Source organism: Streptomyces sp. GL_141, from assembly GCF_057834385.1.
Window position 1 is genome coordinate 3514035 of record NZ_CM174402.1, and the last position, 19833, is coordinate 3533867.

A 19833-nucleotide genomic window follows, 5' to 3' on the forward strand; every position below is an offset into this window, starting at 1 on the left:
GTCAGATCTTCAGACCGGCCAGCAGTTCGGCGAAAGCTCCCGGGCGCAGGGCCATCCCCACCAGCTGCAGGACCATGACCAGGGAGAACGCGATGGTCATCGGCACGCCCAGTCGGCGCTGCCCCCGCCGGGAAAACGGCAGGGCGAGCCCCAGCCCGAGGGCCATGAGCGCGTAGCCCGGGATGCTGCTGGGCATCATCTGGGCGAGGTAGAAGCACACGAGAGACCCGAGCAGCCGCAGCCACCGCCGGGGCCTGCCCCCGGACGGGACCGCCCGCCCTGCCGGCGCCGGCGTCACGGGAGCTGGCGCGGGAGCGGGCGTCCGCACCGAAGCCGCCACAGGCACGGGCGCCGCCAACGGAACCGGAACCGGCGTGGCCGGCGGCGGCCCGGCCGGCCGCCTCGGGACGTTCAGGGCGGTCGGCGTCGGTGTGCTCGCCGGGGCCCGAAGGGCCGCCCTCATGGCGTGGGCGTCGGGATACCGCTCCCCCGCCTCCTTGGCCAGGGCGCGCGCGAGCACGGCCTCCAGCTGCGGCCGGCCGAAGACCCCGTACGAGGCCAGGGTGGGCGGCGGCTCCGTGACGTGGCGGTAGCCGATCACGTAGCCGTCGTCCCCGTCGAAGGGCACCCGGCCGGTCAGCATCTCGAAGAGCAGCACGCCCACCGCGTACAGGTCCGAGCGGCCGTCCACCGGCAGCCCGCGCACCTGCTCGGGCGACATGTACTGCGGGGTCCCGACCATCATCCGGGTCCCGGTCAGCGGTACGTCGTCACCCGCCATGGCCCGCACGATCCCGAAGTCCGCGACCTTCACGGTGCCCTCGGAGCCGGACAGCAGCACGTTGGCGGGTTTGATGTCCCGGTGCACCATGCCCCGCTCGTGGCTGACGGCCAGCGCCGCCAGCACCTGGTCCGCGATCCCGGCGGCTTCTGCCACCGGGAAGGCGCCCGTGGTGCGCAGCCGGTCGGCCAGCGAGCGCCCGGCGACCAGCTCCATGACGAAGTACGGCACCGGCGGCCCGTCGGGGCGCGGTTCCTCGCCGGTGTCGTGCACGGTGACCACGTTCGGGTGCGCGAGGGCGGCCATGGCCTGCGCCTCCCGCCGGAACCTCAGCGAGTACCCCGCGTCGAGTCCGAGCTCGGGCCGCATCGTCTTGACCGCGACGGCCCGGGACAGGCTCGTGTCCCACCCGTGGTAGACCAGGGCCATCCCGCCGCTGCCGAGCGTCCCGTCGATCCGGTACCGACCGCCCGCCAGGGTGTCGCCCGGTAAGAAGATCTCCCCCATGCGCGCAGGATAAGTGCCGCGCGGGACGGGGCGCAGGCGAATGCAGGCCAACCTGAGGACCTGTCAGGGCCTAGGCCGTCTCTTTCGGATCCTGCCTGGCCTGACCGGCAAGATCCGAAAGAGACGGCCTAGTCGCCCGTCGTGCCGTCGAGCATCTCGCGCAGGATGTCCAGGTGGCCGTTGTGGCGGGCCGTCTCCTCGGTGAGGTGGAGGAGGATCCAGCGCAGGTCGACACGGAGGCCGTCGCGGACGGTTCGCCGCGCCTGCTCGTCCAGGCCGTTCCCGGCGACCAGTTCGCGGTACCGGGCGCTCTGCTCGGCGTACTCGTCGAGCAGCTGCGGGAGCGGGAAGTCGACGGCGATGCGCATCTCGCGGTCGGGGTCCTCGTCGGTCCAGGGCCCCTGGTCCTCCTCGCCGAGGAAGACCACCTGGAACCAGTAGTACTCGACCCAGCGGAGATGGTTGATCAGCCCGCTCAGGGTCATCAGCGGTGAGCCCGGCAGGAGCGCCTTGCGGGCGTTCTCCGCCGAGGCGCCCTCGCACTTGGCGCGGGCGGTCTCACGGGCGTAGTCGAGAAACGTGGTGAGCTGGGTGCGCTCGTCCCACGCGGGCGGTGTGTCGTCGATTCTTGTCATCGCGCGAAGCGTCCCCGATCACCGCGCCCGATGTCGAGGCGTTTTCCTTGCTCAGGCCTGCTCCCCGGTGGTGAAGAAGCCGGTCAGGACGGGGGCGAGGAGCTCGGGGGCGATGGTGTGCTCTTCGCCGGGGAAGACGTGCAGGGCGAAGTTGCCGGCCAGTGCGGCGAGCTCGCGCGCACCGCGCAGCATGTGTGCCGGGCCCGCGTCCCCGCTGCCGACGAGGACGGGTACGGTCACGGACCGCCAGCGGTCGGCGGGCAGCGGCCGGCCGGACATGGTGTCGCCCATGACCCGTCCGTCGTAGGGCAGGGTGCGGGCGGTGGCCTCCATGCCGGCCCAGAAGGGAGCCTGTCGCATCCCGGCGACGGCCTCGGCGGGCATGCCGACGGCCGCGGTCATGAAGTAGGACACGGCATCGCCGTACGCCCCCTGCGCCACGAGCTCCGTCAGGTGGGCGACGTAGTCGGCGGGCAGCGGCGGGCGGCTGTCGTCGGTGATGAAGGGCGGCTCGTACACGGCCAGCCGGGAGACGGCGCTGCCCCGGTCCACGGCCTCCAGGGCCAGTACGGCACCGGAGGACATGCCGAAGACCATGGCCTCACCGCCCGCCTGCCCGATCAGCGCGTCCAGGTCCTCGACCTCGCGCTGCACCTCGTACGCCGCGCCGTCCCCGCTGTCGCCACGGCCCCGGCGGTCGTAGGTGATCACGGTGAAGCGATCGGCCAGCAGGGCGGCGAGGCCGGCGGAATCGCCGCGCGTCATGAAGGCACCGCCTACGAGCACCACGACGGGCCCCGCGCCCTGCTGCTCGTAGGCGATGGCCGTGCCGTCTGCGGAGAACACCTTGTCCATGGGAAGCCACTCCAAATGTCTGCGCGGTACGCGGTACGCGGGGCCGGAAGGCCCGCGCTTCGGAACTAGACCGTACAGTACCCACACGAGTACTGGTCAGTCCAGTACTCTTCTGCGAAGAAGGCGAGACGGATGGAGAGGGTGTCGGCGATGGACAGCCGTTCAGTACGCAAGCACGAGGCGATCCTGGAGGCCGCGACCAGCGTTTTCCTGGACAAGGGGTACTCGGGGACGAGCATGGACGACATCGCGAAGCTGGCCGCGGTGTCCAAGCAGACCGTCTACAAGCACTTCGCGGACAAGGAGAAGCTGTTCGCCGAGATCGTGCTGGCCACCACCGACCGGCTCGACACCACGATCGACCTGCTGGCCGACATCCCGACCGGCGCCGCCGACCTGGAGGAGAGCCTGACCCGGCTCGCCCGCCAGTTCCTGACCACCCTCACCCACCCCCAGGTCATCCAGCTGCGGCGGCTGATCATCGCCAACGCCGACGTCTTCCCCGACCTGGGCACCGAGTGGTACGAGCGGGGCTTCGAACGAGGGCTCGCCACGCTGGCGGCGACCTTCCAGCGCCTGGCGGACGAGGGGCTGCTCCGCATCGACGACGCCCTCCTGGCCGCCAACCACTTCTCCGGGCTGCTGCTGTGGATCCCGGTGAACAAGGCCATGTTCACCGGCCGGTCCCAGTACACCGAGGCCGACCTCGACCGCCACGCCGCCGCCGGCACCCGCGTCTTCCTCGCCGCCTACCGGTGACGCGCCCCGCAGGATCCCCGGGCCCCGGTCCCGGCCCCCGGCCCCGACCTGTCAAGAACTAGGGTCCCTAGCCTTGTGCCTAGTGATCCAAGTTGTAGCCTAAGGCCCCTAGGGACCACGGGGAGGATGTCATGGTGGGCGTACGGGTGGGGCTGACGGCGGAGAAGGTCACCGTCGTGGGGGCCGAGGTCGCGGATGACGTGGGGCTGCACCGGGTGACCATGGCGCAGGTCGCGCGGCGGCTCGGGGTGCAGGACGCGAGTCTCTACGCGCACGTCCGCAGCCTGGAAGACCTCCGCGGGCGGATCGCGCTGCTGGCGGCGGACGAGAAGACGCTGCTCATCGCGGAGGCGACCGCGGGGCTCGCGGGACGGGACGCGCTCGTCGCGTACGCCAACGCCTGGCGGGAGTACGCCCACAAGTTCCCCGGCCGCTACGCAGCGACGCAGGCCCCGATCAAGATCGACCCCGAGCTGGCCGCGAAGGCCCGCGGACCGCGCCGCGCGGTCGCGCTCACCTACGGCATGCTGCGCGGCTACGGGCTGGCCGAGCCCGATCTGACCGACGCGGCCCGGCTGCTGCGCAGCACGTTCCACGGGTTCGTCGCCCTGGAGGCCTCGGGCGGTTTCGCCCACGCGCGCACACCGCAGGCCTCCTGGGTCCGGTCCCTCGACGCCCTGCACGTCCTGCTGACGCACTGGCCGGCGCCCCGCGACGGAGGCTCCGCATGAGCACCCGGACCCCGGGCACCCCGGCCACCGGCACCCTGCGCGTGCCCGGCGCGACCCTGCACTACGAGGTGCGCGGCCGGGGCCCGCTCCTGCTGCTGATCCCCGGCGGGACCGGAGGCGCGGCCGCCTTCGACGGCGTCGCCGACGCCCTGGCGGCCGAGTACACCGTCGCGTCCTACGATCCGCGCGGCCTGTCCCGCAGCCCGCTGGACGAACCGGAGGCCGGCCAGAGCGTGGCCGAGCACGCCGAGGACGCGCTGCGGCTGCTGGATCTGCTGTCGCCCGCCGAGCCGGCCCGGGTCTTCGGCTCCAGCTCGGGCGCGATCGCGGCCCTGCACCTGCTGGCCGCCCGGCCCGAACGCCTCGTACGCCTCGTGGCGCACGAGCCCCCGGTGGTGGAGGTGCTGCCGGACGCCCCCGCGCACCGCGCGTTCCTCGCGCGCGTGCGGGACACCCTGGACGCGGAGGGGCTCATGCCGGCGATGGGCGTGTTCGCGGCGGGGCTGCAGAAGGAGAACGGGGCCGGTGGCGATGGGGGCGACGGCCGCGGCGACCGGGCCGTCGAGCCGCCCGCCCCTGCCGGGCTTCCGGCCGCCGCGGCCGCCCGGGTCGAGCGGACGATGGCCGATCTGCCCTACTTCCTCGGGCGCATCGTGCCGAGCTTCATGGCCTACTCCCCGGACCTGCGGCGGCTGGAGGCGGTCGCGGACCGGCTCGTGCTCGCCGGCGGCCGGGACTCCCGGGGCGAGCTGCCCTACCGTCCGGCCGCGTACCTCGCGGAGCGGTTCGGCAGGGAGCTGCTGCACTTCCCCGGCGGGCACACCGGCCTGAGCACGCACCCCGCCGAGTTCGGCGGGGTGCTGCGACAGGCGTTCCGGGACCCGGTCTCCGGGTACGGGGCCCTGCGGTCGTCCTAGGCCTTGCGGGCCGGCTGGTCGGTCACCGGGGGCTCCGTCGCGGGCGGCTCGGTGGCCGGGGGCTCGGTGGCGGGCGGCGCGGTGACGGTGATCTCCAGGAAGAGGACCACCTGGTCCGAGATCCGCACGCGGAGCGTGTACGCGCCCGCGGCGACGCCCGTGGTGGACAGTTCCGGCAGGGCGATCTTGCCGTCCGCCGCGGTCGCCGGCAGCGCCAGCTCCGTCAGCTTCTTGCCGTCCTTGTCCAGGAAGTACGGGGTCTCCCCCGCCTTGGCCGGGTCCGCCGGGACCCACACGCCGTCCTTGTCCTTGGTCCCGAGCCCGGCCGTGGCCTTGGCCCCGGCGACCGCCTTGCCCTTCGCCGTCGCCAGGAACTGCACGCCCTTGATTCCGGTCCCGGCCTCCGCCGTGAGCGGCGTGCCGGCGTTCGCGTCGCTGCGGACCAGCTGGTCCGCCTCCGGGACGGGAACCGGCTTGGCCGGGGTGACCTTGCCGCCGATCCGCAGGGAGACCTCGACCGAAACGGCGTAGCCCGTGGCGCGCAGGCTGAAGGAGCCGGCCTTGCCGCCCGCCTTCAGCTTCGGAACCCGGACCAGGCCCTTGGCGTTGGTGCGCACGACCGCGAAGTCCTTGCCGTCGGCCGCGAAGACGGTGCGGCCGGTGGTGTCGTCATCGACCGAGATCACGATCGCCTGGTCGACGGCCGGCATGCCGTCGCTCAGCACCGCCTTGATGAGCGGGGTGCGCGCGAACTCGGTCCCGGCCTCGGCCGTGAGCTCGGCGGTGCCGACCCGGATCAGCTTGTCCAGGGTCGGGGCCGGCGTCGGGGGGACCGGCGGCTTCGGGGTCGGCGTCGGCGGGGGAGTCGGCGTCGGCGTGGGGACCGGCGCGGGGGCCGGCGGGACCGGCGGCGTCGGCAGGTACGGCGGGTTCGGCGTCGGGTAGTTGCCGGAGGGCGGGTTCGGAACCGCGGTGGCGCCCTGGCCGGCCTGGTACTGCCGCATGTAGCCGAGCACCGTGTTCACGTACTCGCGCGACCTGTTGTAGCTGAGGACCGCCTTGTCGAGGTCGCCCGCGTCGGTCAGGTTGCGCTGGCCCGCGCAGAGGTAGAGGCCGGCGCCCAGCGCGGCGTCGTAGATGTTGTTCGGGTCGCGCTTGCCGTCGGCGTTGCCGTCGGCGCCCCAGGTGGACCAGGTGGAGGGGATGAACTGCATCGGGCCGACCGCGCGGTCGTAATCCGGGTCCGCGTCCCACTCGCCCTTGTCGGTGTCCCTGATCTCGGCGAAGCCGTTGCCGTCCAGGCGCGGCCCGCGGATCGGCTTCTCGGTGTACCCGTCCGCCTTGAGCCCGTAGCCGGAGGCGTGCACGGACTCCACCCGGCCTATGCCCGCGAGCAGTTGCCAGGGCAGGTGGCAGCCGGGGAGCGCGGCGCCCACCGAGATCTCGGCGCGCTTGTAGGCGTCGAGGGCGGTCGCGGGTATGCCCGCGGTGGCTCCGCCGGGGCTGGCGGCGCCGGGGGGCGCCGGCGGCGGGTCGGCGACCAGGTCGGGAAGGTCCAGCCGGGCGTCACCACGGTCGGTCGCCTGGGGACTGTCGGGGGTCGGTTCGGCTTCCCCCGCGCCCGCGATCGGTGTGTTGGTCACGACCGCGGCAGTGGTCAGGCTGGCCGCGAGGGCGGCCGTGCACATGACTTTGCGCGAGGTGTTGACGAGGTGACGGTGAAGTGGCTTCACAGTGCGGCGATCCCCCCAGAGCGGCGGCCGTCCCGGCCCCCGTAAAACGTAAAAAAGTCATATATCGCTCCGCGCGCCCCGACATCTTCGCGCGGACGGCCGATGGGGCCGTTGAGGTTAACTGTCTATCAGTTCTTCGCGCGCGACTCACCGCCGCCCCAGGAGATGTGCCCCACCATTCGCCTCATCTTCACGGACCCCTCGCCCGGATGCCGATCGGGGACTTAAGTCCCTGCCCGATTCGCACCAATGGCACCTACTTGAGCGCTCTACGATCTTTATCCTTGGGGAATGGCAACCAGCAAGAAGGACCAGCGGCGCGAGGCCCGCGAGCGCATGCGCGAGGAGCGCGAGGCCCGGGCCCGGCGCGAGAAGCTGCGCGGGCGCGTGCTGATCGGCGGCGCGCTGGTCGCCGTACTGGCCCTCGCGGTCGGCATCGGCCTGTACGCGGCGAACTCCTCGGACTCCGGTGACGAGGCCGCCGGCAAGCCCTTCGTCCAGCCGGCCAACACCACCGGCACGGACGGGATCGTGATCCCGTACGGCAAGGCCGACGCGAAGAACGTCCTCTCCGTCTGGCTCGACCCGCGCTGCCCCTACTGCGCGGGCGTCGAGATCGGCCTCGGGAAGACCATCAAGGAGCAGGCGGACGCGGGCACGTACCGCGTCGAGTACCACTTCGCCACGTTCCTGGACAAGGCGCTGGGCGGTGGCAAGGGCTCCAAGCGGGCGGTCAACGCCCTGGGCGCGGCGGCGAACGAGAGCCCCGAGAAGTTCATGGAGTACCTCCAGGTGCTCTACCAGAACCACCCGGAGAAGGAATCGGACGACAAGTTCGGCTCCACGGCCACCCTGCTGGACCTCGCGAACCAGGTCCCGGGGCTGCGCACGCCCGCCTTCAACCAGGCGGTCAAGGAACTCACCTACATGCCGTGGGTCGAGAAGGTCGGCCAGGCCTTCTACGACCAGAACATGCAGGGCACCCCGGACGTCTCCATCAACGGCAAGAAGCTCACGGTGAACTCGGGCAAGGGGATCGACTCGATCACCCCGGACGAGTTCAAGAAGCTGATCGGCGAGAACCTGAAGTAGCGGGGCGGGCGGCGCGGGCGGGTCAGGCCGGCTCGTCTGCCGCCTTGGCCGCCGCCTTCTCCTCCGCCTCCGCCTTCTCGTCGAGCTGGTCCCCGTACCCGCCGGCCGTCCAGACATGGTGGCGGAACCGCCGGATCTGGTCCTTGCCCCGCCGCACGTCGGCGACCGGGGCCTTGTCCCCGGTCCCGCAGCCGGGGCACGCCGCCGGACTGCCTTTCCCTTCCCCGTTGTTCGTCACGGGCTCCATGACGACGGGCCCCCGGGCATCTGCCTCAACGGCTACGACTTGGGCGAAGGGACCGTGCACACTGATCCGCGGAAGTACGTTCGGATGCGGCTCGTCAGGGGCCGCGTACGAAGGATCCGGGAACACGGGGGTGGGCGCGAAGTGCTGGCCGAGTCATTGGAAGCGTTGGCCGCGGCGGGGGGCGCCGCAGTGGTGCAGGCCGCGACGACGGACGCGTGGTCGGAAGTCCGCGACCGGGTCGCGCGGTGGTTCGGTCGGGGCGACGGCGAGCTGGAGCGGGTGCAGCTGGAGCGCCTGGACCGGAGCGCGGCCGAACTCGTGGCCGGGGGCGGGTCGCAGGAGACGCTCCAGGCGGCGGTGTGGCGGACTCGCATCGAGGACCTCCTCGAAGGTCTGGACGACGCGGAGCGCGAGCAGGCGGCCACCGAGCTGCGCGCCCTGCTGGAGGACACCGGGGAGGCTCGCGGGGTTTCGGCCGCGGCCGGCGGAGTGGCCGCCGGGCGGGACGTCAGCGTGAAGGCCGAGGGCGGCTCCATCGCGGCGGCCGTTCTCCACGGAGGCGCGCGCATCGGCCCCCCTCCGGTGCCGGATCCGTCCCAGGGCTGACCGGACCGGCGTTTCCAAGCCTCCCCACACCACCGGTCGGCGGTGTGCAGATCCACGCTGCGCAGGGCAGCCTGGCGGCGAACCACATCGGCCAGGTCTCGTACCAGGCCGCCGCGCGGCATGCCGTCTCCTGGCCGCACCAGGTCGGGGTGATCCCCCGCCGGGCCGGTTCGTTCCAGGACCGGGCCGAGGCGGAGGAGCTGCGCTCCGCCGTGGAGGGCGGGGGCACTGCGGTGCTCTGCCAGGTCCTGGCCGGGATGGGCGGCGTGGGCAAGACCCAGCTCGCGGCCGACCACGCCCGGCGTGCCTGGGCCGAGCGGCAGGTCGACCTCCTGGTCTGGGTCACCGCCGCCACCCGCCAGGCCGTCATCGACGCCTACGCCCAGGCCGCCGCCGACATCCTGCACACGGACCCCGCCGCCCCGGAGCGGGCCGCGCAGGCGTTCCTGGCCTGGCTCGAACCCGCGCCCGGCCGTCCCCGCTGGCTGATCGTCCTGGACGACGTCGCCGACCCGGGCGACCTGCGCGACCTGTGGCCGCCCGTCCATGACCGGGGACGGACCCTGATCACCACCCGGCGCCGCGAGGCCGCCCTCGCCTCCCACGGCCGCCTGGTCACGGTGGGCCTGTTCACCCCGGCCGAGGCCACGGCACACCTCCGACAGGCCTTGGCCGCCCACGGTCGATGCGAACCCGAAGCGGACCTCGCCGCCCTGACCGAGAACCTCGGTCACCTGCCGCTCGCCCTCTCCCAGGCCGCCGCCTACCTCATCGACACCCACCTGACGGCCGCCGAGTACCGCACCCGCCTCGCTGACCGCGCACGCCAACTGGCCGACCTGCTACCCGAGCCCGGCGCCCTGCCCGACGACCAGCCGACCCCTGCGGCGGCCGCCTGGGCCCTGTCCGTGGACCGCGCGGACGAGCTCCGCCCGGCGGGTCTGGCCCGTCCCATGCTCCAGCTCGCGGCGATGCTCGACCCGAACGGCATCCCCGACGAGGTCCTGACCGGGCACGCGACCCGGAGCTACCTCACGGCCCACCGAACTCTTCAGCACGGTGACAGCCCCGCCCCAGCACCCCCCGCGGTCACCGAGGAGGAGGTGACCGGCGCGCTGCGAGCTCTGCACCGCCTGAGCCTGATCGACCACTCCCCCACCGAAACCCACCAGGCCGTACGCATCCACCAGATCATCCAGCGGACCATCCGCGACCCTCTCGACCCTGAATACCGGGACCTGCTGGCGCTCGTTGCGGCCGACGCCCTGACCGGCGCCTGGCCCGACACCGAACGCGACGCCGGCCTGGCCAGTGCCCTGCGCGCGAACACCACCGCCCTGATCGCATGCGCCGAAGACGCCCTGTACGAGCCTGCCATCCACAGGGTGCTGTATCGCCTTGGTGAAAGCCTCGGACGGGCCGGCCAGTTGGCTGCCGCCATCGACCACGCCCAGCAGCTCACGAACACCGCCACCCGCCGCTTGGGGCCGGACCACCCCAGCACGCTCACCTGTCGGTCCGACCTCGCGGTCTGGCGCGGGGAGGCAGGGGACACCGCCGGCGCCGTGGAGGCAACCGTCCACCTGCTGGAGGAGGCCCTGCGGGTGCTGGGCCCTGACCACCACAACACCCTCACTGCCCGGTCCAACCTTGCCGGCTTGCAGGCCAGGGCGGGGGATCCGACCGGTGCCGCCGCCGCGTTCGGTGCCCTGCTCGAGGACCAATTGCGGCTCTTGGGCCCGGACCATGCGGGCACCCTCGCCACCCGGAACAACCTCGCCCTGTGGCTCGGAGAGGCTGGGGATACGGCCGGCGCTGCTGCCGCATTCGCCAACCTGTTGGAGGACTACGTGCGGGTCCTGGGCCCGGACCACCCCAACACACTCGCCACCCGGAGCAACTTGGCGACCTGGCGCGGGAACACCGGCGATCCGGCTGGGGCTGCTGCCGCGTTCGCCCACCTGTTGGAGGACTACCTGCGGGTCCTGGGCCCGGACCACCCCCACACCCTCACCACCCGGAACAACCTCGCCCACATGCGAGGCGAGGCCGGGGATCCGGCCGGATCCGCAGCCGCGTTCGCCACCCTGGTGGAGGACCACCTGCGCGTACTGGGCCCGGACCACCCCAACACACTCGCCACCCGGAACAACCTCGCCCACATGCGAGGCGAGGCAGGGGATCCGGCCGGAGCCGCAGCCGAAACCGCCACCCTGCTGAAGGACCAGCTGCGCGTGCTGGGTCCGGACCACCCCACCACACTCATCAGCCGGTCCAACCTCGCCGTCTGGCTCGGAAAGGCCGGGAACCCGAACGAGGCCGCTGCCTCACTCACCGCGACGCTGGAGGATCACCTGCGGGTCCTGGGCGCGGACCACCCCGACACCCTCGCCATCCGGTCCTGTCTCGCCCACTGGCGACGAGAGGCCGGGGAGCGATAGCCGCCTCCCGCACGAGGCGTAGATCAGCCCGACCGTGCGCACGCCTCGGCCACGACTCCGCTCCCCCAGTCACACGCACGCCCACACCGTCTTCCCCGGACCGCCCCGCTCCCTCGGGGGGGGGCACGGAAGCGTAGGAAAAGAAGGGGGCCACTGCCCGTGGCCCCCGCCTTCCGCTTCCCGGTCGGCCCGGCATCGCCTTGACCCCCTGTACTGATCGCCGGCCATCATCGACCGCCTCCCCTGGTGTCTCCCGAACCGCCGCGCCGGGCCTGCCCGGTGGCCCCGGCTCCGTACACCTTGAACTGGTCGCCCATCACCGCTTCCTTGATGCCACCGCGATGGCGCCGAGAACGATGCGGAGTGCCGTCCGGCCTAGGAATCCGCGCCAGGCCGCTCCTTTGTCCACCTAGTCGTGATCCATTCGGGATTCCGCTTGACACTCCGCACGTGGAATGCGGCCTTCCTCCTCTGCCTGACTCTGGCCGTGCGGCCCTTTCCGGCCCATCCTGTCCCCACGCGGACGAGGGAGGCGGGGATGGCCAGAGCACAGCGGTCCCGGTGGCGGTCCCGGTGGTGGGTCCTGGTGGTCGGCATCGCTCTGTTCGCGCTCTCGGTGGGCCTGGACGGGGCCACGCCGCCTCCTGAGTTTCGCCGGATCGAACTGACCGTCCTCAGCGAGCAGCCGGACGGACGCTGCGAGGTGCGCTGGCGCGACCCCTACACCGCGAGGGACCGCGAGGGCGCCTACCGGTGCCACACCGACCGGGGCGCCCTCCTCAAAGCCCCGGACTACGACCCGGCGACCGGCTTCGGCTGGGACCTCGGCTGGGTGCTCGCCGAGGGTGACCGCAAGGGGGACCTGTACTCGCCGGACGAGTACGAGGACATCGGGGGCGACATAGGCGACTACGTTTTCGGGGTGTCGGTGTTCGTGACGTACCTGGGGCTGATCGCCGCGGGCGTGCGGGTGCGGGTGCCGTCGCGGTGGCGGCGGCGGCGGTCGGGTGGCGGGGCGCCGGCCGAGGGGTGAAGTCGCCCCCGGGCCGGCGGTTCCCGGGGCTATGCGTAGGACGGCCAGTAGCCGGTCACGTGCTTCTCCAGGGCCTCCGTCCAGGTCTGCCGGTCCAGCTCCGCGTAGACGAAGGTGGCCGGCGGATACCCGCCCGGGTGGGCGTCGAGGGAGTCCTCGCGGGCGACGAAGACCGTCTCCAGCTCCTGCCGCCCCCGCTTCCAGGACTCCGGGTAGAAGAAGTCGATCTCCTGCCAGCACTTCTCCGTCTGCCGGGACTGCATGCGCGGTGCCAGCTTCGGGAGGAACCCGATCTTCACCTCGGCCTCGTGCAGTTCGAATCCCAGGTCCGTGTAGGCCTGGAGGATCGCGTCCTGGGCCGGGAGGGCGTGCACCTCGATCTCGTCGAAGTCCCCCTGGTCCACCGACTTGTCGACGGCCAGCTCGGTACGGACCGCGACCCGGCCGCCGGGGATGGGCGCGCCCATCCCGTGCGTGAGCGGGGTCTCCCACGGCAGCACGACCTCGCCGCGGACCGTCACCGTCTCACCGGCGGGCAGCCGGAAACCGTCGAGATCGACCGTCACCACGGTGTACGGGTGCTTCCAGGCGGTCTTGTCGCCGTTCAGTTCGAGGTCCTCGGCCCGGACGACCACCTCCAGCCGTACCCGCTCGATGTCCACGTCGGCGCCGCCGCCCACGGCGGTGACCACGCAGCGCAGGGTCCCGCCCGGGTGGACCTTCGGGTTCTCGACGACCGTCTCCACGCTGGGCGCGTTGACGCCGAGGGCGCTCAGAAACTTGCGGAATGCCATGACTCTCCCCCATTCACGGACCGGCTCCCCCGCCGGTCGATGTGATCATGGTAAACAGCCTTGCCCAGCACGGGTGTTGGGGCCGAACGGCCGGTCAGCCGACCGAGTCGGCCGGACCGGTCCCGCTCATGCGGATGATGTCCGGGTCGTTCGCCGGCGCTCCCGCGGCGGCCGCCGAGGTGTCGATGTCCGTGCGCACGGCCTCCTTCGCCAGCGGCCCGGTGCCCTCGGGGCGGGGCCGGGGGCCGTTCACCCCCGTGATCGAGGGGAGTCTGGCACGGGGGTGACGTCGAGGCGGCCCACGCGGTCCCATAAGTGCAGGTCGCCGCCTGGTTCACCGGGGCCAACCGCCGTGACAGTCCGGTGACATGGAACAGACACTTCACCTACACGCGCTCCGTAATTTTCTTCTTGCAGCCCCGCCCCGGCCTCGACAGTTCCGACTGGCAGAGAAGGCGCCCTGCGACCCCTCCGCCTTCCGCCACTGCCCTGCCACGGAGTTCCCCATGTCGATCCGCACCCGTTCCCGCCGCCAGACCTTCCTGCGCTCCGCCGTCGTCACCGCCGCCCTCGGGACGTCTACAACGAGGGCAGCAGCCAGCTCGGCCGGCTCAGCGTCGGCGGTCCGGGCGAGCAGGCGGAGGACGGCGGCCAGATCGCCGGCATGTGGGTCACCCTGAACGGCAAGGGCCAGGTCCAGTCGTGGAAGAACCCGGAGTCCGGGGCTTCGCGCAGGGCGGCAGCCGGACGCGGCAGGGCTGCACGGTGACGACCCGCTGACGCCGCAGCTCCAGGTGCGCGTCGCCGACGGCGTGATCCCGTGGCTGGGCGTCAGCTTCCCGGCCCCGCTCAAGGACTGCGGCGTCAAGCCCTCCACCCCGGCCAAGCCCTCCGCGACCCCGAAGCCCGCGATCTCCGCCCACGGCGGCGCGCAGACCGTCGTGGTCCCCAAGGGCGGCGTGGCGGCCGGCGCGGAGGTGGCCGACTCCACCAACAGCGCGTCCGCGTGGATCGCGGCCGGCGCGGGCTCCGCGGTCCTCGGAGCCGCCGGCTTCGTCCTGCTCCGCCGCCGCTCGGCCCAGCAGCACTGAGCCTCCCGCCCGGCGCGGCAGTGCCGGGCTCACCTACCGCCCCCGTAAGGCCCCCCGGCCTTACGGGGGCTTCCGGGGTGCTCCGGGGGCTTCCGGCGGCCTCGGCCGTCCGGAGGCCGGCTGGGAGGGATGCCACGGGGGTGCGACCCTCGCAGCCACCGGCCGAACCGGCCGGCCGGCGGTCCCCGGAGCGCCTCGTCCACCCCGCGCACCCCAAGCCCCCCCGCCCCGTCCTGCTCCTACCCGTACAGCTCCTCGATCTCGCGCGCGTACCGCTCCGCCACCGCCCTGCGGCGCAGCTTCAGCGTCGGGGTGAGGGTGCCCGCCTCCACCGTGAACTCCCCGGGCAGGACCCGGAAGGCGCGGACGCGGGCCGGGCGGGAGACCGTGGCGTTGGCCGCCTCGACCGCTTCCGCGACGAGGGCCCGTACGGCAGGGTGCTCGCCGGGGGCGGCGGGGTCCAGGGTCACCGACTCGCGGGTGGCCCAGGCGGCGATCTCCTCCGCGTCCAGGGTGATCAGGGCCACCGGGTGGGGGCGGCGGTCGCCGATCATGACGGCGCGGGAGACGTAGCGGGAGCGCTGGACGGCGAACTCCAGCTCGGTGGGGGTGATGTTCTTGCCGGCCGAGGTGATGATCAGCTCCTTCTTGCGGCCGGTGATGGAGAGGTAGCCGTCCGGGTCGACCTCGCCCAGGTCGCCGGTGTGCAGCCAGCCTTCCCCGTCCAGCGCCTCCGCCGTCGCCGTGTCGTTGGCGTGGTACCCGGGGAAGATCATCGGGCCCCGGGCCAGGACCTCCCCGTCCTCGGCGATGCGGACCTCGCACCCCGCGATCGGGCGGCCCACCGACCCGTAGCGGATCCCGTCCGGGTGGTTGAGGCTGATGACCCCGCCCGACTCCGTCATGCCGTAGCCCTCGAAGACGGCGATCCCGCAGGCCCGCAGGAAGTCCAGGGTGGCCGGGGCGATCGGGGCGCCGCCCGTCAGCGCCCATTTCAGGCGGCCCCCGAAGGCGCCCCTGACCAGGGAGTACAGGGATTTGTCGGCAGCCTCGTACGCTGCGCGGTCCACATCGGGGAGGCGCCCCTCGGAGGCCAGCACCCCGAGCCGGACCGCCTCCGCGAAGCGGTCCGTGCCGCCCTCCTGGGACTCCGCGAGGGAGAGGACCACGGAGTGCAGCTTCTCGAACAGGCGCGGCACGGACGGCAGATGGGTCGGCCGGGCCTCGGCGAGCTCGCCGATGACGTCCTCGATGCGGCCGCCGAAGTAGCAGAGCTCCCCGCCTTCCAGGAGGGTGGTGAACTGGATCAGCTGGGCCAGCAGGTGGGCAAGGGGGAGGTAGAGGTACGTGGAGTCCCCCGGGCCACCCTTGACCAGCGGGAGGGTGGCGTCCTGGATCGCGCCGAGGTTCGCGTGCGTGAGGCGGCATCCCTTGGGCAGGCCGGTGGTGCCCGAGGTGTAGACGATGGAGGCGTCGGCCGCGGGGTCCACCGCCGCGGCGCGGGCGAGGAGTTCGGCCTCCGGCGCCGGGTCGGGGAGGGCGCGCAGCCCGTCCATCTCCACCACCGCGCGCAGCGCCGGGAGCTTCGGGCGCAGCGCCTCCACCCGCGCCGCCTGCGCGGCGTCGTCGCAGACGACGACCACGGCCGCGGAGTCCGACAGCACCCAGGCGAGCTCCTCCTCCCCGGCCGTCGGGTACACCGGCACGAGGACGGCCCCCGCGGCCAGCACCCCGAAGTGGGTGTACGTCCACTCCGGGCGGGTCTCCGCGAGGACCGCGACGCGCTCGCCGGGGGCGACCCCGAGGCCGAGCAGGGCGCGGCCGGACTCCCTTACGCGGGCGCGCAGTTGGCCGTAGGTGACGGTGTCCCAGCCGCCGCCCCCTCCCTTCTTGTGGCGCAGGGCGGTCTCGGCCGCGTACCGCTCGCCCGTCCACTCCGTGAACACGGCCAGCGTGCGCGGCCGCGCGGCTCCCCCGGTCCGGCTCCCACTCACCGGGCTCATCGGGTCCATCGGATCCATCGGGCTCATCGGGTCCATCGGGCTCGCCTCCCCCTCGGGTCGTACCGATGACGCTAGGCACCGGGGAGGCGTCCGCGGCATGACCGGAAGCGTCACCCCCGCTGACCTCAGCGCTCATTGCGGCTACCGTCGGACCCATGGGGAGGCGGACGGTCACCGTGCACCACGTGCGTGCCGTGCTCGCGGGGGCGCGCGGCAGCGGGCTCGACACCGTGCCGCTGCTCCAGGAGGCGCAGATTCCGCCGCTGCTGCTGGGCGACGACCGGGCGCGGGTCACGCCCGCGCAGTTCGCGCGGCTGTTCCGGGCGCTGTACCGGGCCACGCAGGACGAGTTCCTGGGCCTGTCCACCGTGCCGAGCCGGCCCGGGACCTTCGCGATGATGTGCAGGGCCTCCCTGGGCTGCCCCGATCTCGGTGCGGCGGTGGAGCGCTCCGCGACCTTCTACGGGCTGTTCCCGGGCGGGCCGGAGCTGGCGCTCGAAGTCGAGGGCGGGCAGGCGTGGTTCATGGTGCGCAACGAGTTCGCGCGGGACGAGGAGCGTTTCCTCACCGAGTGCGTGCTCGCGATCTGGCACCGGCTGAGCAGCTGGCTGATCGGGCGGCGCATCCCCCTGGCCTACGCCTCCTTCGCGTATCCGGCGCCGCCGCACGAGGAGGAGTACGAGCTCCTCTTCGACTGTCCGGTGCGCTTCGGCGAGGCGCGCACGGGCGCGGCCGTGGCCTTCGACGCGCACTGGCTGACGGCTCCGCTCGTACGGGACGAGGCCGCGCTCGACGCGATGCTCCGGCGGGCCCCCTTCGACCTGCTGTCCCGGCCGGCGTACGGGACCACGGTCGCGGAGCAGGTCCGCCGGACCCTGACCCAGGCCCTGCGCGGCTCGCCGCGGCTGCCGGAGCTGGGCGAGGTGGCGGCGCGCCTGGCGGTCTCCCCGGCGACGCTGCGGCGGCGGCTCCAGCAGGAGGGCACGTCCTTCCAGCAGCTGAAGGACCACGTGCGGCGCGATGCGGCGATAGCCGGCCTGGCGGAGAGCCGCGAACCCATCGCGGAGCTGGCGGCCCGGCTGGGCTTCTCGGAGGACACGGCGTTCCACCGCGCCTTCCGCCGCTGGACGGGCACCACCCCGGGCGCGTACCGCATCGCGTCGGGCGGCTGAGGCGCGCGCCCGCTGCCAGCGGGTCGCGCCCGGTTGCTCTGCGGGCCGCGCCCGCCGCTAGCGGGTCGCCGCGCCGGGGACCCGGAGGGTGAACAGGCCGCAGTCGCAGCCTCCGTTGCCGGTGGCGCAGGAGCCCTTCGGGGTCGCGGCGGCGGCCGGGGCGGAGCAGCCCGTGGGGGCGGCTTCGGCGCAGGTGTTGCCCGCGCAGGAGCGGCAGGCGTTCATCTCGCAGCTGCGGCAGGCGGAGGCGGGGGCGTTGCAGCCGCGACAGGCGCCGACCGCACAGGTGGCGCAGGCCGCGCCGGCGACGTCGCAGGAGGTGCAGGCGTTCATCTCGCACGCGGTGCAGGCGGAGGCGGGGGCGGCCCCGGTGGATGACCCGACGCTTGGCCGTCTGTCGCACTGCCGCGTTCAGATCCATACCCCTGGCCGGACGCGGAGGGCGGCGCCCGTCAAGGCCGCCGGCGCCCCGGCACCGCCGCCGCCAGGGCGGCGAAGAGCACGACGGCCAGACCGAGCGCGGCCAGGCCCAGCGCCGCCAGGTGGACGATGGTGATCCACAGCGCCGGCTCGCCGTACGCCCGGTCGCCCAGGGCGCGGGCCTCGCCCTTGTACGCCAGCTTGCCCGAGCCGTCGCGGGCGATCTCGTCGGCGTACGAGTAGAGCGTGCCGGTACGGGCCTTCCCGTCGGCCGTCCACCCGGTGCCCTCGCACTTTCCGGTGCTCCGGCCCGAGCTGCCGCCGCGGCTCACGACGGTCTCCACCCCGCAGCTGCGCGGGAGTTGGACCGTGACCGGATCGGCGAAGGCGTAGGCCGCACCCCAGCCGGCGGGTTGCTGCGAGGCCATGCCGACGAAGAAGAACGCGGCGAGGCCGATCCCCGTGAGGACCAGGCCCAAGGTCGCCCGGTTCTTGAACTTCTGCGCGCGCGTCAGGACCGCCACAACTCCCCCAAATGATGTGTTCATGCCAAGCCCAATGGTCCGCAAGGCTGAATTCCGCCCTGCGTGTCGCGCGTTTGTACCGCACCCGCGGCCACCCCGACAAGGTGGGCGGACCGACCGAACGAACGGCGGACCGGCCGGATGGGCGGGCAGGGCGTGCGGCACGGCAGGGGTGCGGCCCCGGGTCAGGAAAGCTGAGCTGTGCGGTCAGCGACGTTCCTACCGGTCGGTCACTACCTTCTCCTCACCTACCACCCCCACCGGACCCTTGGGAGAGCCGCCCCATGCGCATCCGAAGCTCAGCACTCGCCGCAGTGGCCGCCCTGGCCCTCTCGGCCGCGATCCCCACCGCCTCCACCGCCAGCGCCGCCACCGCCCGGGCGGAGGAGGCCGCCGCCGCCCGCCCCGGCGACATCGTCAGCAGCGCCCCGTCCGCGTTCCACCCGCTCCCCGGCCAGCCCACCAACACCAAGGCCTGGAAGATCCACTACAACTCCACGACCGCCGACGGAGCCCCGAACGTCGTCTCCGGCACCGTCATCGTCCCCCAGGACGGCCGCACCTCCCCGCGCCCGCTGATCACCTACGCCGTCGGCACCGTCGGCATGGGCGACTCCTGCGCGCCGAGCAACAACCTCCCGTACGGCACCGCCATGGAGGCCAACCTCATCCAGCAGCTCACCCTGCGCGGCTGGGCCGTCGTCGTCACCGACTACGAGGGCCTCGGCACCCCCGGCGTGCACACCTACACCGTCGGCCCCTCCGCCGGCCACGCCGTCCTCGACGCCGCCCGCGCGGCCACCCGCCTCCCCGAGGCCGGGCTGTCGGCCACGACGCCCGTCGGCATCATGGGGTACTCCCAGGGCGGCCAGGCCAGCAGCTGGGCCGCCGAGCTGCAGGGCTCGTACGCACCGGAGTTGCAGGTCAAGGGCACCGCGACGGGCGGCGTCCCGGCCGACCTGCTGAAGGTGGCCGACTTCAACAACGGCTCCTACGGCTCCGGCCTCATCTTCATGGCCGCCGCCGGCCAGGACGCGGCCTTCCCGGAACTGAAGCTCGACTCCTACCTCAACCCGGCCGGAAAGCTCCTGGTCGGCGCCATGAAGGACAACTGCGTCGCGATCGACGCCATCGCCGGCTCCTTCAAGCGGATCTCCGACCTGACCACCCGCAACCCGCTCGCGCAGCCGGACTGGCAGGCCCGGTTGAACCAGAGCAAGCTCGGGCGCACCGCCCCGGCCGCGCCCGTGTTCCAGTACCACGCGCTCGCCGACGAGCTCATCCCGTACGCCGTCGGCAGCCGGCTGCGCTCCGACTGGTGCGCGCGGGGCGCGAACCTCGAATTCGACACCATCTGGATCGGCGAGCACGTCAGCGGCGTCATCACCCAGTCCCTGGCGGCGGGCAACTGGCTCGCGGACCGTTTCGCGGGCCGCTCGGCGCGCCCCAACTGCTGATCGGACACCTGCCGTTGCCGCTGCCCCGTCCGGGA

Annotated in this window: 20 protein-coding genes; 10 read left to right on the forward strand and 10 right to left on the reverse strand. The window is 73.1% G+C overall.

From position 1 onward, the window contains the following. Position 1: 1 nt before the first annotated feature. The 3 genes from AC3IX6_RS15140 to AC3IX6_RS15150 all read right to left on the reverse strand — a co-directional run bounded on the left by AC3IX6_RS15140 (position 2) and on the right by AC3IX6_RS15150 (position 2778). Positions 2-1288 (reverse strand): protein kinase domain-containing protein, encoded by a 1287-nt coding sequence (locus AC3IX6_RS15140; RefSeq protein ID WP_489370598.1) that lies wholly within the window; start codon positions 1286-1288, stop codon positions 2-4. 128 nt (positions 1289-1416) lie between these two features. Beyond that, the gene (locus AC3IX6_RS15145; RefSeq protein ID WP_489370599.1) at positions 1417-1923 is read right to left on the reverse strand and encodes a DinB family protein; all 507 of its coding nucleotides are present in this window, start codon (positions 1921-1923) and stop codon (positions 1417-1419) included. Positions 1924-1974: 51 nt separating this feature from the next. Then, positions 1975-2778, reverse strand: a complete 804-nt coding sequence (locus AC3IX6_RS15150; protein WP_489370600.1) for an alpha/beta fold hydrolase — start codon at positions 2776-2778, stop codon at positions 1975-1977. Positions 2779-2928: 150 nt separating this feature from the next. Between AC3IX6_RS15150 and AC3IX6_RS15155 the strand changes: the two genes are divergently transcribed. The 3 genes from AC3IX6_RS15155 (at position 2929) to AC3IX6_RS15165 (ending at position 5185) form a co-directional block, all read left to right on the forward strand. After that, positions 2929-3537 (forward strand): TetR/AcrR family transcriptional regulator, encoded by a 609-nt coding sequence (locus tag AC3IX6_RS15155; RefSeq protein WP_489370601.1) that lies wholly within the window; start codon positions 2929-2931, stop codon positions 3535-3537. Positions 3538-3668: 131 nt separating this feature from the next. Continuing rightward, positions 3669-4268, forward strand: a complete 600-nt coding sequence (locus AC3IX6_RS15160; protein ID WP_489370602.1) for a TetR/AcrR family transcriptional regulator — start codon at positions 3669-3671, stop codon at positions 4266-4268. After that, the gene (locus tag AC3IX6_RS15165) at positions 4265-5185 is read left to right on the forward strand and encodes an alpha/beta fold hydrolase (RefSeq protein ID WP_489370603.1); all 921 of its coding nucleotides are present in this window, start codon (positions 4265-4267) and stop codon (positions 5183-5185) included. Before AC3IX6_RS15160 ends, AC3IX6_RS15165 begins: the two co-directional genes overlap by 4 nt. Here the strand turns inward: AC3IX6_RS15165 and AC3IX6_RS15170 are convergent. Further along, positions 5182-6918 (reverse strand): lytic transglycosylase domain-containing protein, encoded by a 1737-nt coding sequence (locus AC3IX6_RS15170; RefSeq protein WP_489370604.1) that lies wholly within the window; start codon positions 6916-6918, stop codon positions 5182-5184. The two genes, AC3IX6_RS15165 and AC3IX6_RS15170, sit on opposite strands and share 4 nt — an antisense overlap. Before the next feature lie 291 nt (positions 6919-7209). Here AC3IX6_RS15170 and AC3IX6_RS15175 point away from each other — a divergent pair, with 291 nt between their 5' ends. Further along, positions 7210-8010 carry a thioredoxin domain-containing protein gene (locus tag AC3IX6_RS15175; protein ID WP_489370605.1) on the forward strand — a complete coding sequence of 267 codons (801 nt, stop codon included), beginning with the start codon at positions 7210-7212 and terminating at the stop codon, positions 8008-8010. Between the two features lie 22 nt (positions 8011-8032). Here AC3IX6_RS15175 and AC3IX6_RS15180 read toward each other — a convergent pair whose 3' ends face one another. Next, the gene (locus AC3IX6_RS15180; RefSeq protein WP_489370606.1) at positions 8033-8248 is read right to left on the reverse strand and encodes a hypothetical protein; all 216 of its coding nucleotides are present in this window, start codon (positions 8246-8248) and stop codon (positions 8033-8035) included. 198 nt (positions 8249-8446) lie between these two features. On the opposite strand from AC3IX6_RS15180, the gene AC3IX6_RS15185 reads away from it, so the two are divergent. The 3 genes from AC3IX6_RS15185 to AC3IX6_RS15195 all read left to right on the forward strand — a co-directional run bounded on the left by AC3IX6_RS15185 (position 8447) and on the right by AC3IX6_RS15195 (position 12337). Then, a complete protein-coding gene (locus AC3IX6_RS15185; protein WP_489370607.1) occupies positions 8447-8863 on the forward strand; it encodes a hypothetical protein in 417 nt (138 codons plus the stop codon). A gap of 44 nt (positions 8864-8907) precedes the next feature. Further along, positions 8908-11304: an FxSxx-COOH system tetratricopeptide repeat protein gene (gene fxsT, locus AC3IX6_RS15190; RefSeq protein WP_489370608.1), complete on the forward strand. Its 2397-nt coding sequence runs from the start codon at positions 8908-8910 to the stop codon at positions 11302-11304. Between the two features lie 538 nt (positions 11305-11842). Beyond that, positions 11843-12337, forward strand: a complete 495-nt coding sequence (locus AC3IX6_RS15195; protein WP_489370609.1) for a hypothetical protein — start codon at positions 11843-11845, stop codon at positions 12335-12337. Positions 12338-12366: 29 nt separating this feature from the next. Here AC3IX6_RS15195 and AC3IX6_RS15200 read toward each other — a convergent pair whose 3' ends face one another. Then, on the reverse strand, positions 12367-13131 hold the full coding sequence (locus tag AC3IX6_RS15200) for a sporulation protein (RefSeq protein ID WP_489370610.1): 765 nt from the start codon (positions 13129-13131) through the stop codon (positions 12367-12369). A 94-nt stretch (positions 13132-13225) separates the two neighbouring features. Beyond that, positions 13226-13384: a hypothetical protein gene (locus AC3IX6_RS15205; protein WP_489370611.1), complete on the reverse strand. Its 159-nt coding sequence runs from the start codon at positions 13382-13384 to the stop codon at positions 13226-13228. 541 nt (positions 13385-13925) lie between these two features. Here AC3IX6_RS15205 and AC3IX6_RS15210 point away from each other — a divergent pair. Beyond that, the gene (locus AC3IX6_RS15210; RefSeq protein ID WP_489370612.1) at positions 13926-14222 is read left to right on the forward strand and encodes a GVDTG sorting domain-containing protein; all 297 of its coding nucleotides are present in this window, start codon (positions 13926-13928) and stop codon (positions 14220-14222) included. Between the two features lie 239 nt (positions 14223-14461). On the opposite strand, the gene AC3IX6_RS15215 is transcribed toward AC3IX6_RS15210, so the two are convergent. After that, positions 14462-16261: an AMP-dependent synthetase/ligase gene (locus AC3IX6_RS15215; protein ID WP_489370613.1), complete on the reverse strand. Its 1800-nt coding sequence runs from the start codon at positions 16259-16261 to the stop codon at positions 14462-14464. A gap of 119 nt (positions 16262-16380) precedes the next feature. Between AC3IX6_RS15215 and AC3IX6_RS15220 the strand changes: the two genes are divergently transcribed. Beyond that, on the forward strand, positions 16381-17397 hold the full coding sequence (locus AC3IX6_RS15220; RefSeq protein ID WP_489370614.1) for an AraC family transcriptional regulator: 1017 nt from the start codon (positions 16381-16383) through the stop codon (positions 17395-17397). A 57-nt stretch (positions 17398-17454) separates the two neighbouring features. On the opposite strand, the gene AC3IX6_RS15225 is transcribed toward AC3IX6_RS15220, so the two are convergent. After that, positions 17455-17730 carry a hypothetical protein gene (locus AC3IX6_RS15225; protein ID WP_489370615.1) on the reverse strand — a complete coding sequence of 92 codons (276 nt, stop codon included), beginning with the start codon at positions 17728-17730 and terminating at the stop codon, positions 17455-17457. Between the two features lie 119 nt (positions 17731-17849). Continuing rightward, positions 17850-18341: a hypothetical protein gene (locus AC3IX6_RS15230; RefSeq protein WP_489370616.1), complete on the reverse strand. Its 492-nt coding sequence runs from the start codon at positions 18339-18341 to the stop codon at positions 17850-17852. Positions 18342-18625: 284 nt separating this feature from the next. Between AC3IX6_RS15230 and AC3IX6_RS15235 the strand changes: the two genes are divergently transcribed. Continuing rightward, positions 18626-19798, forward strand: coding sequence for a lipase family protein (locus AC3IX6_RS15235; RefSeq protein WP_489370617.1), 1173 nt, complete (start codon positions 18626-18628; stop codon positions 19796-19798). Positions 19799-19833 lie beyond the last annotated feature (35 nt).

What these genes read in the sequence shown, in the direction of transcription:
- AC3IX6_RS15140 (WP_489370598.1), bottom strand. Translation starts at nt 1,288, where the DNA reads ATGGGGGAGATCTTCTTACCGGGCGACACCCTGGCGGGCGGTCGGTAC.
- AC3IX6_RS15145 (WP_489370599.1), bottom strand. Translation starts at nt 1,923, where the DNA reads ATGACAAGAATCGACGACACACCGCCCGCGTGGGACGAGCGCACCCAG.
- AC3IX6_RS15150 (WP_489370600.1), bottom strand. Translation starts at nt 2,778, where the DNA reads ATGGACAAGGTGTTCTCCGCAGACGGCACGGCCATCGCCTACGAGCAG.
- AC3IX6_RS15155 (WP_489370601.1), top strand. Translation starts at nt 2,929, where the DNA reads ATGGACAGCCGTTCAGTACGCAAGCACGAGGCGATCCTGGAGGCCGCG.
- AC3IX6_RS15160 (WP_489370602.1), top strand. Translation starts at nt 3,669, where the DNA reads ATGGTGGGCGTACGGGTGGGGCTGACGGCGGAGAAGGTCACCGTCGTG.
- AC3IX6_RS15165 (WP_489370603.1), top strand. Translation starts at nt 4,265, where the DNA reads ATGAGCACCCGGACCCCGGGCACCCCGGCCACCGGCACCCTGCGCGTG.
- AC3IX6_RS15175 (WP_489370605.1), top strand. Translation starts at nt 7,210, where the DNA reads ATGGCAACCAGCAAGAAGGACCAGCGGCGCGAGGCCCGCGAGCGCATG.
- AC3IX6_RS15195 (WP_489370609.1), top strand. Translation starts at nt 11,843, where the DNA reads ATGGCCAGAGCACAGCGGTCCCGGTGGCGGTCCCGGTGGTGGGTCCTG.
- AC3IX6_RS15200 (WP_489370610.1), bottom strand. Translation starts at nt 13,131, where the DNA reads ATGGCATTCCGCAAGTTTCTGAGCGCCCTCGGCGTCAACGCGCCCAGC.
- AC3IX6_RS15215 (WP_489370613.1), bottom strand. Translation starts at nt 16,261, where the DNA reads ATGGACCCGATGAGCCCGATGGATCCGATGGACCCGATGAGCCCGGTG.
- AC3IX6_RS15220 (WP_489370614.1), top strand. Translation starts at nt 16,381, where the DNA reads ATGGGGAGGCGGACGGTCACCGTGCACCACGTGCGTGCCGTGCTCGCG.
- AC3IX6_RS15225 (WP_489370615.1), bottom strand. Translation starts at nt 17,730, where the DNA reads ATGAACGCCTGCACCTCCTGCGACGTCGCCGGCGCGGCCTGCGCCACC.
- AC3IX6_RS15235 (WP_489370617.1), top strand. Translation starts at nt 18,626, where the DNA reads ATGCGCATCCGAAGCTCAGCACTCGCCGCAGTGGCCGCCCTGGCCCTC.